Raw genomic sequence first — 14858 nt, 5'->3', positions numbered from 1 at the left:
GCCGCGGTGCCGCGCGCACCTCGTATCCGCAGGTCAGAGCAGGTACGGGAGGTGACTGTCAGTGGTGGGGTGCAGGCTGGTGAGCACATCGAAGGCCATGTGTGGAGGGGGACCTGTGACCGATTCGTCCGGCGGGTACGCGGCGGAGCCGCCCGCGCTGCGGCCGCATGCCGAGAAGGCTTTCGCCGAAGAGCTGCGCGCGCTGGCCGCCGCGGACGACAGACCGCGCCCCCAGCGCTGGCGCCTGTCACCCTGGGCCGTCTGCACCTACCTTCTCGGCGGTGAGCTGTCCGGGGGAGGCATGCTGATCACGCCGAAGTACGTGGGGCCGCGCCGCCTCGTCGAGGTCGCCGTCAGCACGCTGGCGACGGACCGCGCGCTGCTGCTGCTCGGCGTTCCCGGCACGGCCAAGACCTGGGTCTCGGAGCACCTCGCCGCGGCGGTGAGCGGGGATTCGACGCTGCTGGTCCAGGGCACGGCGGGCACCTCGGAGGAGTCGGTGCGCTACGGGTGGAACTACGCACAGCTCCTCGCCGAGGGACCCAGCCGCAAGGCCCTGGTGCCCAGTCCGGTGATGCGCGCGATGGCGGAGGGCAGGACGGCGCGCGTCGAGGAGCTGACGCGCATCCCGGCCGACGTGCAGGACAGCCTGATCACCGTGCTGTCGGAGAAGACACTGCCGGTGCCGGAGCTGGGTGAGGAGATCCAGGCGGTGCGCGGCTTCAACCTCATCGCGACGGCCAACGACCGCGACCGGGGGGTGAACGAGCTCTCCAGCGCCCTGCGCCGCAGGTTCAACACCGTGGTTCTGCCGCTGCCGGAGTCGGCCGAGGCGGAGGTGGAAATCGTGGCGCGCCGGGTCGACCAGCTGGGCCGCTCCCTCGAACTGCCGGCCGCGGCAGACGGCACGGCGGAGATACGCCGGGTGGTGACGGTCTTCCGCGAGCTTCGCGACGGGGTGACCGCCGACGGGCGTACGAGGATCAAGTCCCCTTCCGGGACGCTCTCCACGGCGGAGGCGATCTCCGTGGTCACCGGCGGCATGGCGCTGGCGGCCCACTTCGGCGACGGCGTGCTGCGGGCGGCCGACGTGGCGGCGGGAGTGCTCGGCGCCGTGGTGCGCGACCCGGCGTCGGACCGTGTGGTGTGGCAGGAGTACCTGGAGGCGGTCGTACGGGAACGGGACGGCTGGAAGGACTTCTACCGCGCCTGCCGTGAGGCCTCCCCGTGACGACTGCGCACGCGGGTGCCGCAGAGCCGGTCGCTGAACGCGGCGCCGCGCCGCTGCTGTTGGGCGTGCGGCACCACGGTCCGGGGTCCGCGCGCGCCGTGCGGGCTGCACTGGAGGCGAGGCGGCCGCGGGTGCTGCTCGTCGAGGGGCCGCCCGAGGCCGACGGCATCATCGCGCTCGCCGGGGACGAGGCGATGCGCCCGCCGGTGGCGCTCCTGGCGCACGCCGCGGACGAGCCGGGCCGGGCGGTGTTCTGGCCGCTGGCCGGTTTCTCCCCGGAGTGGATCGCCGTGAGATGGGCGCTGGAGCACGGTGTTCCGGTCCGCTTCATGGACCTTCCGGCGGCGCAGGCCCTCGCTCTCGGTGACGAGGACGAGGCCGACGAAGGCGATGAGGCAGACGAAGGCGATGAGGCCGACAAGGGCGCGAACGACGGCGACGGTGACGGTGACGGAGCGGAGGACGGCGGCCGGCGGAGCACCGGCGGGTCGGTGCGCCTCGATCCGCTGGCCGTGCTCGCGGAGACCGCCGGCTACGACGACGCCGAAGAGTGGTGGGAGGACGTGGTGGAGCACCGCGAGGCGCGCGCCGGCTCCGACCCGTACGCGCCCTTCGCCGTCCTCGGCGAGGCCATGGCCGCCCTGCGCGAGCAGCACGGCACCGGAGGGGGCACCACGAGTCACCGGCGTGACCGGATACGCGAGGCCCACATGCGGCTGCGGCTTCGCGACGCGGCCCGGGAGTTCGGAGCGGGCGGCGTCGCCGTCGTCTGCGGAGCTTGGCATGTCCCGGCCCTCGCGGCGCAGGCGAGGGTCGCCGACGACAGGCAACTGCTCAAGGGCCTGCCCAAGTTGAAGACCGAGGTCACCTGGGTGCCCTGGACACACCGCCGCCTGGCCCGCCGCAGCGGTTACGGCGCGGGTATCACCTCCCCGGGCTGGTACGGGCACCTCTTCGCCTCGCCCGACCGCGTCGTCGAGCGCTGGATGACCAAGGTGGCCCGCCTGCTGCGCGACGAGGACCACGGCGTCTCGTCGGCGCACGTCATCGAAGCCGTCCGGCTGGCCGATTCGCTCGCGGCCATGCGCGGCAGGCCCGTCCCCGGGCTCGCCGAGACCATCGACGCCGTGCGGGCCGTGATGTGCGAAGGCTCCGACGTGCCGCTCGCGCTCGTACGGGACAGGCTCATCGTCGGAGAGGTGCTGGGGGAGGTGCCGGACGGGGCGCCCGCGGTGCCGCTCCAGCGTGATCTCGCCCGGCAGCAGCGCAGGCTCAGGCTCAAACCGGAGGCCTCAGAGCGGGAGTTGGACCTCGACCTGCGCAAGGAGACGGACGCGGCGCGCAGCCGTCTCCTGCACCGGCTGCGCCTGCTGGGCATCGACTGGGCGGTGCCGACCCGCTCGCGCACCGGCAGCACGGGCACGTTCCGGGAGAGCTGGCGGCTGCGCTGGGAGCCGGAGTTGTCGGTCCGTACGGCCGAAGCCGGGGTGTGGGGCACGACCGTGGAGAGCGCCGCTACGGCCAAGGCGGTGTCGCAGGCCGCCGACGCCACCGCCCTCGCGGATGTCACAGCCCTCGCCGAACACTGCCTGCTGGCCGAACTGCCCGGCGCCCTGGGGGTCGTCATGCGGGCGCTGGCCGACCGTGCCGCACTGGACGCCGACGTCGGCCGGCTCGCCGAGGCCCTTCCGGCACTGGTGCGCTCGGTCAGATACGGCACTGTGCGCGGCACCGGTTCGGCGGCGCTCACCGACGTCGCGCAAGGGCTGGCCGAGCGCGTGTGCGTGGGGCTGCCGCCCGCGTGCTCAGGCCTGGACGCCGACGGTGCGGAGCGGATGCGCGGCCACATCGACGCCGTGCACCGGTCGATGGCCCTTCTGGCACAGGCACGGGCGGAGTGCCCGCCTGCGCCGCCTGCGCCGCACGCGCAGGAGGCGCCGGTCGTCCCGGATGCCGGCGGCGACGGTGCCGGGGGCGACGTACAGACGCGCTGGCGTGCCGCGCTGCGCAGGCTCGCCGGGCGCGACCGGATACCGGGTCTGATCCGTGGCCGCTGCGTCCGGCTGCTGCTGGACGAGGGCCAGTTGACGCAGAAGAAGGCCGCCCGGCTGATGGGCCTCGCGCTCTCGCCCGGCACGGCGCCGCCGGAGGCGGCGGCATGGATCGAGGGCTTCCTGGGCGGCGGCGGAATGCTGCTCGTGCACGACGAGCGGCTGCTCGCCCTCGTCGACGGCTGGCTTTCCTCGGTGCCGGGTGACGCCTTCACGGACGTACTGCCGTTGCTGCGCCGGACGTTCGCCGAGTTCGAGCCGGGTGTGCGGCGCACCGTCGGCGAACTGGTGCGGCGCGGTGACCTCTCCGCCGCGGCGGCCGCCGGGGGAGTGCTCGACGGGCCGCCGGGCGTGGTCGGCCAGGGGGCGCAACTCCGGCCGGTACGGCCCGGCTTCGGCCCCGGCCTGGACGCGGCCCGCGCGGCGGCCGTCCTGCCGACGCTGCGCCTGCTGCTGCCGGACGTGGTCACGGAGGCAGGGCGGGGGACGGGCCCGGCTGACGGACCGCACCCGGCGGACCGGCCGCACACGGCGGACCGGGCCGTCCGGGCCGACCGGCCGGAGCGGAAGGACCAGAAGCGCGAGGCGGACCAGAAGCGCGAGGCGGACCAAGACCGCGAGACGGACCGGGAACCCGCGACCGACGACGAGGAGGCACCCGTATGACCGGGAACCTCGGCAGCCCCGGCCCCAGCCCCACGCCCGGCACCCCCGGAACCGCGCCCCCCGCCCCGGCGGCCGAACGGCTTCGCCGCTGGCGCCTGGTGCTCGGCGGCGCGGACGCCTCCGACGGCACCGGATGCGAGCTGAGCGGTACGGACGCGGCCATGGACCGTACGCTCCAGGCGCTCTACGGCAGCGGCCCGCCGGACGGCCGGCCGAACGGCCGGGGGAGCGAGCGCAGCGGCGGCCTCGGCGGCTCCGCTCCCCAAGTGGCCCGCTGGCTCGGCGACATCAGGACGTACTTCCCCAGCTCCGTCGTGCAGGTGATGCAGCGTGACGCCATCCAGCGCCTGAACCTCTCCGCGCTGATGCTGGAGCCGGAGACGCTGGAGGCGGTGGAGCCGGACGTGCACCTCGTCGGCACACTCCTCTCGCTGAAGGCGGCCATGCCGGAGACCAGCAAGGAGACCGCACGCGCGGTGGTGCGCAAGGTCGTCGCCGAGCTGGAGAGGAAGCTCGCCGCCCGCACACGCTCCACGCTCACCGGTGCGCTGGACCGCTCCGCGAAGGTCCGCCGTCCCCGCCACCGCGACATCGACTGGGACCGCACGATCCGGGCCAACCTCAAGAACTATCTGCCTGATCACAGGACGGTCGTCCCGGAACGTCTCATCGGCTACGGGCGCGCAGCGCATGGCGTGAAGAAGGACGTCGTCCTCTGTGTCGACCAGTCGGGCTCGATGGCGGCGTCCGTCGTCCACGCGTCGGTCTTCGGAGCGGTGCTCGCCTCGATGCGTTCGCTGAACACGCGCCTCGTCGTCTTCGACACCAGCGTCGTCGACCTCACCGACGAACTCGACGACCCGGTGGACGTGCTCTTCGGCACACAGCTCGGCGGCGGCACCGACATCAACAGGGCACTCGCGTACTGCCAGTCGCAGATCAGCCGCCCCGCCGAGACCGTCGTCGTCCTCGTCAGCGACCTCTACGAGGGCGGCATACGCGACGAGATGCTCAAGCGGGTCGCGCAGATGAAGGCGGCGGGAGTGCAGTTCGTCGCGCTGCTGGCGCTGTCGGACGAGGGCGCGCCGGCGTACGACCGTTCCCATGCGGGCGCGCTCGCAGCCCTCGGAGTCCCCGCTTTCGCCTGCACACCCGACCACTTCCCGGAGGTGATGGCGGCGGCCGTCGAGAAGCGCCCGCTCCCGGTCCCGGACGACTGAGGGGACGAGGCCCCCGCGACCCGAACCCGAATCCCCGCCCGGGACGTAGCACTGTGACCAGAAGGTGAACAAGTTGTAAGGGCAGTTGCGCCGGTGACCGGCCAGCGTGCAAGGATCTCCGTTGTCCGGAACGCAGGGCTCCCGACGGGCGGTTGTGCCCCGAGCAGCCTGCGTCCGTCTTCCCGGTCCACCTGGAAGGTCCCCGCCTTGTCAGCAGTCTCCGCTGTGCCTGCCGCCGTGCGCTTGCCGCACGCGGCCGCCGCGCGGCGGGCCGTGCTGACCTTGCTCTTCCTCGGCGGTTTCCTTGCGCTCGCCTTCGTCTTCGGCGGCAGCGCACAGGCCGCTTCCGGTACGGATCACGACGGACGGGCGACGACTGGTGCCCCGGCCGGGGCACTCAAGACCGGCAAGCCGGCCGGCTCCGCGGACGATTCCCGTACGGGCCCGTCCGGGAAGACGAAGCACGACCTCACCGAAGCAGAAGAGGCCGAACTCGCCGAGCAGCAGCGGAGCGCGGCGCAGCAGGCCGGTGACCGCACCGCCTCGCATGTCGTGGGCCCGGTCGCAGGCGGCGCCGGCCGTACCGAAGAGGCCACGCGTCCCGTCGGCGAGACCGTCGAGGGCGTCGCCGGCGCGGAGGGCTTGCGCGAACTGCCCGGCCGACTCGGCCTCGGAGAGCTCGGCGACGGCATCGCCGGCGACGGGCCCGATGACGGCAGCGGCGACTCTGCCGGCAGCGGCACGGACGACGCGTCCGGCGCAGCAACCGGCGACGCGTCCGGCGACCGCGCCAACTGGCCGCGCACGCACGGCGACAGGGACTTCGCACTCGCAACGACCCTTCCCGGTGCGGCGGCACATGCGTCCGCCGCCGACGGCCTCGCCGGCGCCGGCGGAGACCCCTCCGACCGGTCGCCCTTCCACCCCACACCCGCCGCGCCGGCCCCCGGCACGTCGCAGCATGCCGGCGACAGCCAGGGCCAGCGCGGAGGCCCGCACCAGCTCGACGCCGTCACCACCGGCGCCGAGAACTCCGGGCCGCTTCAGCCCGGCGCCGTGCGCGCCGCGGACGGTACGCCGACGCGTGACCGCGAAGGCGACGTCCTCGAATTCCCCGGCTAGGGCGGGCTCTTCCACCCGCTGCGCAGTGCGTGACGCGTGACGCGTCCGCTGCGCACGACCTGCCACGCGGGGGTGGACAGGTCCGCCCGAGCAAGAATCCCCGGAGCCCGGTTCAGGATCCGCGAGAACGCGATCCGTCCGGCAGGTATCCGGGGCCCAGGTTCCCCTGAATTCGAAGGACTTCCGTCATCATGCGCAAGAACATCCGACGTTCACTGCTGGTCGCTGCCGCCGCCTCCGGCATATGGGCGCTGACCACGGCAGGCGCTTCCGCCGCCGAACTGCCCGTGCCCTCCGGCGCGGGCAGCCCGGCGGGCGGCGCCGTCGAGAAGGCGGAGAAGGCCGGTGACGCGGGCGAGGGCACCGTGGCCGACACCGTCCGCGGCGCCACGGACACCGTGCAGAGGACCACCGGGACCGTCGAGGACGTGACCCGCGGCGTCACCGGGAAGCTGCCCAGCAAGGGCATCCCCGAGAACGGCCTTCCCACCAACACACTGCCCACCGACACCGTGCCGACGGGCGACCTGCCCACCGGCGGGGCGGACGCGGCGGACGCCACCAGCGTGGTCGAGGGTGCGAAGGGCGCCGCGAGCGCCGCGTACGACCGGACGGGACGCGCGAGCAAGGCCGTCAAGGAGGCCCAGAAGGACCTCCGTCCGGCCACGCAGGGTCTGCCAGCGGTGCCCGCCGTCCCGGCCGTGCCCGCCGTCCCCGCCGTGCCCGGCGTCGGCTCCGTCTCCGGCCACCTGCCGGCTCACACGCTGCCCGCCCCGGCCGTCCCCGCGGTCCCCGCGGCGCCCGCCGTTCCCGCCACCCCGGGCGTGCCCGCCGCCCCGGCAGTACCGCGTCCGGACGTCCCGGCGGTGCCCGGCACCCCGTCCACCGGCGACCTCGCCGGCGGTCTCGCCGCCGCCGGCCTGCGCCCCGAGCAGGTGACCGCCGAGCTCAAGGGCGAACACGCAGAGGAGACGGCCCGCAAGGTCCGTAACACCGTCTCCACCGCACACCCGGTCCTCGACGGTGCGAGCGGTGCCGTGCTGCCGCCGGCCGCCCGCAGCGCCGCGCTGCAGGTGCGCGCCCTGGGTTACCAGGTCGCCACGGACGCCGCCGTGACCGTCGACCGCGCCTCCGCCACCACCGCTCCGTTCGCGGAGAGCACCTACCACCGCACGCGCGTGCTGGCGCACGACGTCACCGGTCACCTGGGCGGCTTCGGCGGGGGCGTCGCCTCCGACGCCGTGCCGTACGCGCACGAGCTGGGCACCGGTGTGCACGCCAGCACGGACGAACTGGCCTCCCACGTCGTCACGGACGTACAGATCCTCATCGCGGGCCCGACGAGGCACGACCTCACCGACCCGGCCAACGTCCCCGGTCTGCCCGTCGCCTCCCAGGTGCCGGCCGGTCTGTGAGCCGCCGGTAAGCGGACGCGGGGTGGCCTGCCAAGGGGGTTCGGCCACCCCGCGTCTCCACTCATTCCTCATCACTTCACCACCAACGGACTGTTAATCGAGGTAACCATGCACACGAGCAGGAGCATTCGCCGCGGATTCGTCGTCGCGGCGGCTGCCGGGCTGCTGGCGCTCGGCACCGGCAGCGCGTCCGCGGACGAGGCACCGGCGGGTACGGGCGTGGGTGCGGACCCGGTCGCGGCCGCCGGCGACACCACCGACACCACCGGCGCCGTCGAGGACGCGACGCAGCACACGCAGCACGTTCTCCACAAGACCGGCAGCATCGCGCAGGACCAGAAGAAGACGGGGAACGGGGCAACGCGAGGCGCAGGGAAGGCGATCAGCCATGTCACGCAGAAGGCCGGTGAGGCCGTGTCCGAGGCGCCGTCGGCTCCCGCGGATAAGGACCTGGGCGCTGTGTCCCGCATCGCGGCTCAGGCAGCCCCATCGTCCGCGCCGGGGCTGCCGGAGGACCTCGTGATCGAGATTCCCGAACTGGTCCCGGGCGTCCCGAGCATCGGCATCATCCCCTCCTCGATCCCGGCTCTTCCCGTCACTCCGGGCATCCCGGCTCTCTGACCGGATGGAACCGGGTCGCGTCCCGCGCCCTTGTACGGCGCCGGTTCACAGCGGACGCGACCCGGTTCTGGGTGCCTCAGGCGCGGAGGTGGAAGTGCCCGGCTTCGACAGCACTCATCACGCTCTCAACGCCCTCAACGCCCTCCCCACGACCGCCGGTTCGAACGGAACGACGGTCCGGCGGACTCAAGTCGCCCTATACATGGGAAGGTTCGGACACACAACCGTTCCGGGTCCCGGGGGCGTCCCGGCCGAGCGGTCCCCGGCGCCGTACGTACTCCCCAGGGCACGGCAGGAAACGGCGGCGGCGTCCGCCTCATCGCCCCCGCGGCGTGCGAATCCGGCAGCCCGGCGCGTAGATTCCGTCCGCACAACATGTACGTGCCGCTGTGACCGGTGTCACCGCCCAGGTGTGAGCTGGAATTTATGCACCGCTCATGCGCGGAGCTAACCTGCAAGGCGGACATGCCGCGCCTCGTCGTGACGCCGCGGCCACGCGGCACGCCCATGATCACGCTGACACGCTGACAACCGCGAACCACTGATTAAGGGGACGTACGCGCGTGGACCTGTTCGAGTACCAGGCGAGGGATGTCTTCGCCAAGCATGACGTACCGGTACTGGCCGGCGAAGTCATCGATACGCCCGAGGCGGCGCGCGAGGTGACCGAGCGACTCGGCGGTCGCGCGGTCGTCAAGGCGCAGGTGAAGACCGGCGGCCGGGGCAAGGCCGGCGGTGTGAAGCTTGCTTCCGACCCCGCGGAGGCCGTCGAGAAGGCCAGGGCCATCCTCGGCATGGACATCAAGGGCCACACGGTCCAGAAGGTCATGCTGGCCGAGACCGCGGACATCGCGGAGGAGTACTACGTCTCCTTCCTGCTGGACCGCACCAACCGGACCTTCCTCGCCATGGCGTCCGTCGAGGGCGGTGTCGAGATCGAGGAGGTCGCCGCCACCAAGCCCGAGGCGCTCGCGAAGATCCCCGTCGACGCCATCGAGGGCGTGACCGACACCAAGGCGCGCGAGATCGCCGAGGCCGCGAAGTTCCCGGCCGAGCTCATCGACCAGGTCGCCGAGGTCCTGAAGAAGCTGTGGGACGTCTTCGTACGTGAGGACGCACTGCTCGTCGAGGTCAACCCGCTCGTCAAGACCGGCGAGGGCAAGGTCATCGCGCTGGACGGCAAGGTCTCGCTCGACGCCAACGCCGAGTTCCGGCAGCCGGACCACGCGGCGCTGGAGGACAAGGCAGCGGCCGACCCGCTCGAGGCCGCCGCCAAGGCGAAGGACCTCAACTACGTCAAGCTCGACGGCCAGGTCGGGATCATCGGCAACGGCGCGGGTCTGGTCATGTCGACCCTCGACGTCGTCGCGTACGCGGGCGAGGCGCACAACAACGTCAAGCCCGCCAACTTCCTGGACATCGGCGGCGGCGCGTCCGCCGAAGTGATGGCGAACGGCCTGGAGATCATCCTCGGCGACCCCGCCGTGAAGTCGGTCTTCGTCAACGTCTTCGGCGGCATCACCGCCTGCGACGCGGTCGCCAACGGCATCGTCCAGGCCCTCGAACTGCTCAAGAGCAAGGGCGAGGACGTCACCAAGCCGCTGGTCGTGCGGCTCGACGGCAACAACGCCGAGCTGGGCCGCAAGATCCTCACGGATGCGGACCACCCGCTCGTGCAGCAGGTGGACACCATGGACGGTGCGGCCGACCGCGCTGCCGAGCTGGCCGCCAAGTAAGCGGACGAGACCGAGATCTGCGAGGACATCGACACACCATGGCTATCTTCCTCAACAAGGAGAGCAAGGTCATCGTCCAGGGGATGACCGGCTCCGAGGGCCAGAAGCACACCAAGCGGATGCTGGCCTCCGGCACCAACATCGTCGGCGGCGTCAACCCGCGAAAGGCGGGCACGAACGTCGACTTCGACGGCACCGAGGTGCCGGTCTTCGGCGGCGTGAAGGAGGCCATCGAGGCCACCGGCGCCGACACCACCGTCATCTTCGTACCGCCGAAGTTCGCGAAGGACGCGGTCGTCGAGGCCGTCGACGCCGGGATCGGCCTGGCCGTCGTGATCACCGAGGGCATCGCGGTGCACGACACGGCCTACTTCTGGGACTACGCCTCCCAGGCCGCGTCGTCCGGGAAGGGCACCCGCATCGTCGGCCCCAACTGCCCGGGCCTGATCACGCCCGGCCAGTCCAACGCGGGCATCATCCCGTCGGACATCACCAAGCCGGGCCGCATCGGTCTGGTCTCGAAGTCGGGCACGCTGACGTACCAGATGATGTACGAGCTGCGCGACATCGGCTTCTCGACCTGCGTCGGCATCGGCGGCGACCCGGTCATCGGCACGACGCACATCGACGCCCTGGAGGCGTTCGAGGCCGACGCCGACACCGATCTGATCGTGATGATCGGCGAGATCGGCGGTGACGCCGAGGAGCGTGCCGCGGACTTCATCAAGGAGAACGTCTCCAAGCCGGTCGTCGGCTACGTCGCGGGCTTCACCGCCCCCGAGGGCAAGACGATGGGTCACGCGGGCGCCATCGTCTCCGGTTCGTCGGGCACCGCCCAGGCGAAGAAGGAGGCGCTGGAGGCGGCGGGCGTGCAGGTCGGCAAGACGCCGTCGGAGACGGCGCGGCTGCACGCGCGCTGCTGGCCGGCTAGAGCCTCAGCCGCGGCCCACCCGCGGCCGCAACGCCGCGGGTACGACCGCGTCTGCGACCGCACGCGCACGTGCACTCGTACGCGCACTCGTATGTGCGCTCTGACGTGCACTCGTACGTGCGCTCGCACAACTCCGCGAGCTCTCACGCTCGTACGACGAACGGGCCCGTTCCCTGGGCATACCGCCGGGGAACGGGCCCGTCGTTCGTCCCGTCCGGCCGCGCGGGCAGCGCTCCGTCGTGGACCATCGGCTGCAGACGTCCCGGCTGCCGTTCCGGGGCGAGCGTCGCGTGCGGCTGCTTGGGGACCGGCAGCGACGGCACGTTCCGCACCCCGTCGGATACGACGAGCGCGACGGCCGCCGCGGCCAGGCCGGCGGTGAGGCCGAGCGCGGCGAGAGTTCCGCACCAGGTCCGGGCCTCGCTGCTCCGCCGTACGCGCCGCCCCGGGGGCAGCGAAGCGGGCTGCGGCGCCGCCAACTGCCGTACGAGCAGCGCCGTCACGCGTGGCAGCTCCGGCGGAGGGACGTCACGCAGCTCGGGCACCCGTTCGGCCAGCGCCGCACGTGCGTGGCGCAGCCGCCCTGAGGCCGCCGCGGTGCCGGCCTCCACCTCCGCGGCCGTGTCGCCGAGGCTCAGGCCCAGGCCGTCGTGCAGCAGCAGCGCCGCACGGTACGGGCGCGGCAGGCGCAGCAGCGCGTCCAGCAGCGCACGGTCGCCGGGCGGCACATGACGCATCGCCCGCACACGGCGCAGGAGATGGACGAGACGGAAGTGGCGCCAGGGCGCGAGCGCATGACGGTGTGCGGCCGCACGTACCCACCCCGCCGGATCGGGGTCGACGGCGACCTGCGGCCAGCGGTGCCAGGCGAGACGGAAGGCTCCCGCGACGGAACGCCGCGCGAGCCCGCGGCCCCCGCAGAGCAGAAACGTCTGGCGTACGAGGGCGGCGGCATGACGCTCGTGCAGCCGGTCGAAGGCGACGGCCGCGTCCGGGTGCCCGCTGCATTCGCTTTGTCTGACAAGGTGCATGCGGACATATTGGGCGACACAACGACAACAAGCTTGTTACCCGGACAGAACGTGTGTTGTTGACAGCATGTCGATGTGAGCCAAGTGACGCATCGCAGCCCGACGTTGTCCTCGTACGGCCCGGACGTCTCACGGCCGCTGCCGTCGCGGGCCGCCTGGTTCCTCGAAGGGGTGCTCGCGGCGGGGCTCGGGCTCGGCGCGTTCACCGTCCTCGTCCTGCTCCTGTGGATCATCTCGCCGTACCCGGACAGCGGGGCCGGCGGCGCCCTGCACATCGCCGCCGACCTGTGGCTGCTCGGGCACGGCAGCGGTCTCGTACGCACGGAGACGCTCTCCGGCGTTCCCGCGCCGATCGCGCTGACGCCGCTGCTGCTGGTGATTCCGCCCGTGTGGCTGCTGTACCGGGCGTTCGTGCAGGCGCTGTCCGCGGACGGCGAAGGCGAAGGCGGCGGCGAAGGCGGCGTCGGAGCACACGACGGGGACGAGTCCAGGCCGGGGACGGCAATGGGGGAGGAGGCCGCAGAGCCCCCGGGTGTGCTGACTCCGCTCGGCTGCGTGGCGGGCGGCTATCTGCTGACCGCCGCGGTCACGGTGCTGTTCGCCTCCGCCGGGCCCGTACGCGCCGACGTGCTCAGCGCGCTGGTGCGACTGCCGCTCTTCGTCCTGTGCGTCGCGGTGGCCGCGATGTGGCCTGCCTGGGGACGTACGCAGCCGAAGACGCCCAACGACCTTGCCCCGTCCGCCAGTTCACCGCTCGACGGCGATACGGCACAGCCCGGCGGTTCCGCGGTGCGGCAGGGGCGCTTCCCCGCGCCCGTGCTGCGTGAGGCGGGCGTCCTCATCGGGCGGCTGTGCCCGTTGCGCGCGGCCCTGACGGCCGTGGCGGTGCTGTGCGGGGGCGGTCTCCTCGTCACGCTCGGCGCGCTGCTGTGGCACCTGGACGGTGTGCAGTCGGCGTTCCCCCGGCTCGCCGGAGGTTCCTGGACGGGCCAGTTCGCCGTGCTGCTTCTCGTCGTCGCCTTGCTGCCGAACGCGGCGGTGTGGGCGGCCGCTTACGGACTCGGCCCCGGCTTCGCGCTCGGCGCGGGTTCGGTGGTCGGTCCGGTGACGGAGAGCGGCGGCCGCACGCGACTGCCCCCGTTTCCGCTGCTGGAGGCGCTGCCCACGGCGGACGGCGGCTTCGGTCTGCTCGCCTGTGTGGTGGCGGGGGTGGTTCCGCTCGCGGCCGGCCTGACCGTCGGCGGGCACGTGGCACGCGCCGCCGTACCCCGGCCCGGCCGGGCCGACGGGGCGGTCGGGCGGCAGGCGACGTTGTGCGTCGTCGCGCTCGTGGCGTGCGAGTGCGGAGCGGTCGTCGCGGCGCTCGCGGCGTTCTCGGGCGGCGCGCTCGGCACCGAGGCCATGGCGTTCCTCGGGCCGAGCTGGTGGCTCACCGGTGTGGCGGCGTTCGCGTGGGCCCTGCTGGTCGGAGCCCCCGTCGCGCTCGCGGTCCGCGCGTGGCGGCTCCGGGAGCGCGGGCCCGACGACGACTGGCACGAGACGGCCGCGCGTCAGGCCCGCTGGACGGCGCTGAAGACCGCGTCGGGCGGTCTGATGCCGGACTTCGAACCGCGCCGCGACTGACCGGCCCAGGTATGTCCGGCGGGGCGTCGCGAGCCCGCGCGGATCCGCCGGACACCCCCTGGCCGCCTCAGCGCACCTGCAGACCGCCGGCCGCCGAGGAGCGGTTCTCCAGCAGTGGCCGCAGCTCGCTCGGCAGCAGGTCCTTGCAGTCCTCGCGGGAGGACTGCGTCAGCGCGTCCTCCGTGCATGTGAAGTACTCGCTGTAGACCTGCTGGAACGTGAACGTCGCAGCGACGACGGCGAGCGCGAGCGAGGCCGTGATCAGGCCGCTGACCGCCGCCGTCGTACGGGACTTGGCCGCCTGCGCCGGGCTGACCGCGACGGGGACCTGCGACACCGGCTTCGGGGTCTGCCCGGCCGCCGTACGGTCGGTGCCCGCCACGTCCTCCGCCGTCGCCGCCGCTCCGGAGTGGCCGCGCTTGCCCGAATTCCCGGACGTGGACGAGGACTTGCCGCCGCGCAGCGCGCTGATGCCCCAGTACACGGACAGCGCGCCGAGCAGCAGTGCGACCTCGGGAAGGCTGAAGAGGGAGAAGAAGAGCGCCCAGACCCCGGTGTGGAGGGAGTAGCGGGCGTGCCGCTGCGACGGGTCGGTCGGGTCCCAGCGCATGCCGCGGGCGAGACCGCCACCGGGACCTCCGTCCCCCTTGCCGCCATCCGGGCCACCGCCCGCACCGTTGCCGCCGAAGCCGCCGCTCTGCCGGCCGGGCTGCTTGCTGCTCCAGTGGCTGCCCCACGCCGAGCGGTCACGGCCCCGGTCGGAGCCGGAGCCGGAATCCGAACCGTCCCCGGAGCCGCCGTTGCCCGAGCCGTCGGAGCCGTTCGTACCGCCGGGGCTGCCGTGCCCCTGCCCTGGGCCCTGGCCCTGCCCCTGGCCCGTGTCCGTCCCCGGCCCGCCCTGGCCGCCCGCTCCATGGCGCGGCTGCCAAGGCTGGTCCGGCCGCCCCTCCGGTGGTGCCGCGAAGGGGTTGTCCTCGCGCGGGGCGTCGTCGGATGGGGCCGCACGGCGGCGGCGTCGGTCGGTCATGTGGAGTGTGTCTTCCCCTAGCCCTGTCGTCCTGCTGAGTCGTGTTGAGCCTTGTTGTCGTAGCCGCTCCCGGCCCTGCCGGTGCCGGAACGCGTCCATACCGTGACGGGCGTACCTGAGGGCCCGTACCTCCTGACGCTACCTGGCGCAGCGGCCCCCGTCCCGAGTGGGCCGCGTGAGGGGC

10 protein-coding genes and 1 pseudogene are annotated in these 14858 nt (G+C 73.2%); 9 read left to right on the top strand and 2 right to left on the bottom strand.

From position 1 onward, the window contains the following. Nucleotides 1-97: 97 nt before the first annotated feature. From ACSMXX_RS11435 to sucD, 8 genes and pseudogenes are all read left to right on the top strand, one after another. The gene (locus ACSMXX_RS11435) at nt 98-1231 is read left to right on the top strand and encodes an ATP-binding protein (protein ID WP_473184741.1); all 1134 of its coding nucleotides are present in this window, start codon (nt 98-100) and stop codon (nt 1229-1231) included. After that, entirely contained in the window at nt 1228-3948 is a 2721-nt protein-coding gene (locus ACSMXX_RS11430; protein WP_473183930.1) for a DUF5682 family protein, read from the top strand. The genes ACSMXX_RS11435 and ACSMXX_RS11430 overlap by 4 nt, the downstream gene beginning before the upstream one ends. After that, on the top strand, nt 3945-5168 hold the full coding sequence (locus ACSMXX_RS11425) for a vWA domain-containing protein (RefSeq protein WP_473183929.1): 1224 nt from the start codon (nt 3945-3947) through the stop codon (nt 5166-5168). Before ACSMXX_RS11430 ends, ACSMXX_RS11425 begins: the two co-directional genes overlap by 4 nt. A gap of 207 nt (nt 5169-5375) precedes the next feature. After that, complete coding sequence (locus tag ACSMXX_RS11420) at nt 5376-6290, top strand: hypothetical protein (RefSeq protein ID WP_473183928.1); 915 nt, start codon at nt 5376-5378, stop codon at nt 6288-6290. A gap of 191 nt (nt 6291-6481) precedes the next feature. Beyond that, nucleotides 6482-7705 (top strand): hypothetical protein, encoded by a 1224-nt coding sequence (locus tag ACSMXX_RS11415; protein WP_473183927.1) that lies wholly within the window; start codon nt 6482-6484, stop codon nt 7703-7705. A 108-nt stretch (nt 7706-7813) separates the two neighbouring features. Then, nucleotides 7814-8326, top strand: a complete 513-nt coding sequence (locus ACSMXX_RS11410) for a hypothetical protein (protein ID WP_473183926.1) — start codon at nt 7814-7816, stop codon at nt 8324-8326. 563 nt (nt 8327-8889) lie between these two features. After that, a complete protein-coding gene (gene sucC, locus ACSMXX_RS11405; RefSeq protein WP_473183925.1) occupies nt 8890-10062 on the top strand; it encodes an ADP-forming succinate--CoA ligase subunit beta in 1173 nt (390 codons plus the stop codon). Between the two features lie 38 nt (nt 10063-10100). Then, a pseudogene (sucD, locus tag ACSMXX_RS11400) lies at nt 10101-10970 on the top strand (succinate--CoA ligase subunit alpha); the annotation flags it as partial. A gap of 166 nt (nt 10971-11136) precedes the next feature. On the opposite strand, the gene ACSMXX_RS11395 reads toward sucD, so the two are convergent. Beyond that, nucleotides 11137-12024, bottom strand: coding sequence for a sigma factor-like helix-turn-helix DNA-binding protein (locus ACSMXX_RS11395; RefSeq protein WP_473183924.1), 888 nt, complete (start codon nt 12022-12024; stop codon nt 11137-11139). A gap of 75 nt (nt 12025-12099) precedes the next feature. On the opposite strand from ACSMXX_RS11395, the gene ACSMXX_RS11390 reads away from it, so the two are divergent. Beyond that, nucleotides 12100-13647, top strand: coding sequence for a cell division protein PerM (locus ACSMXX_RS11390; RefSeq protein WP_473183923.1), 1548 nt, complete (start codon nt 12100-12102; stop codon nt 13645-13647). Nucleotides 13648-13714: 67 nt separating this feature from the next. Here the strand turns inward: ACSMXX_RS11390 and ACSMXX_RS11385 are convergent, their stop codons facing one another. Further along, on the bottom strand, nt 13715-14674 hold the full coding sequence (locus ACSMXX_RS11385; RefSeq protein ID WP_473183922.1) for a hypothetical protein: 960 nt from the start codon (nt 14672-14674) through the stop codon (nt 13715-13717). Nucleotides 14675-14858: the final 184 nt, after the last annotated feature.

It is taken from the genome of Streptomyces sp. DSM 116795 (assembly GCF_055792905.1).
The sequence above is the reverse complement of the archived record's forward strand: the minus strand, read 5'-3'. Positions and strand labels throughout refer to the sequence as shown.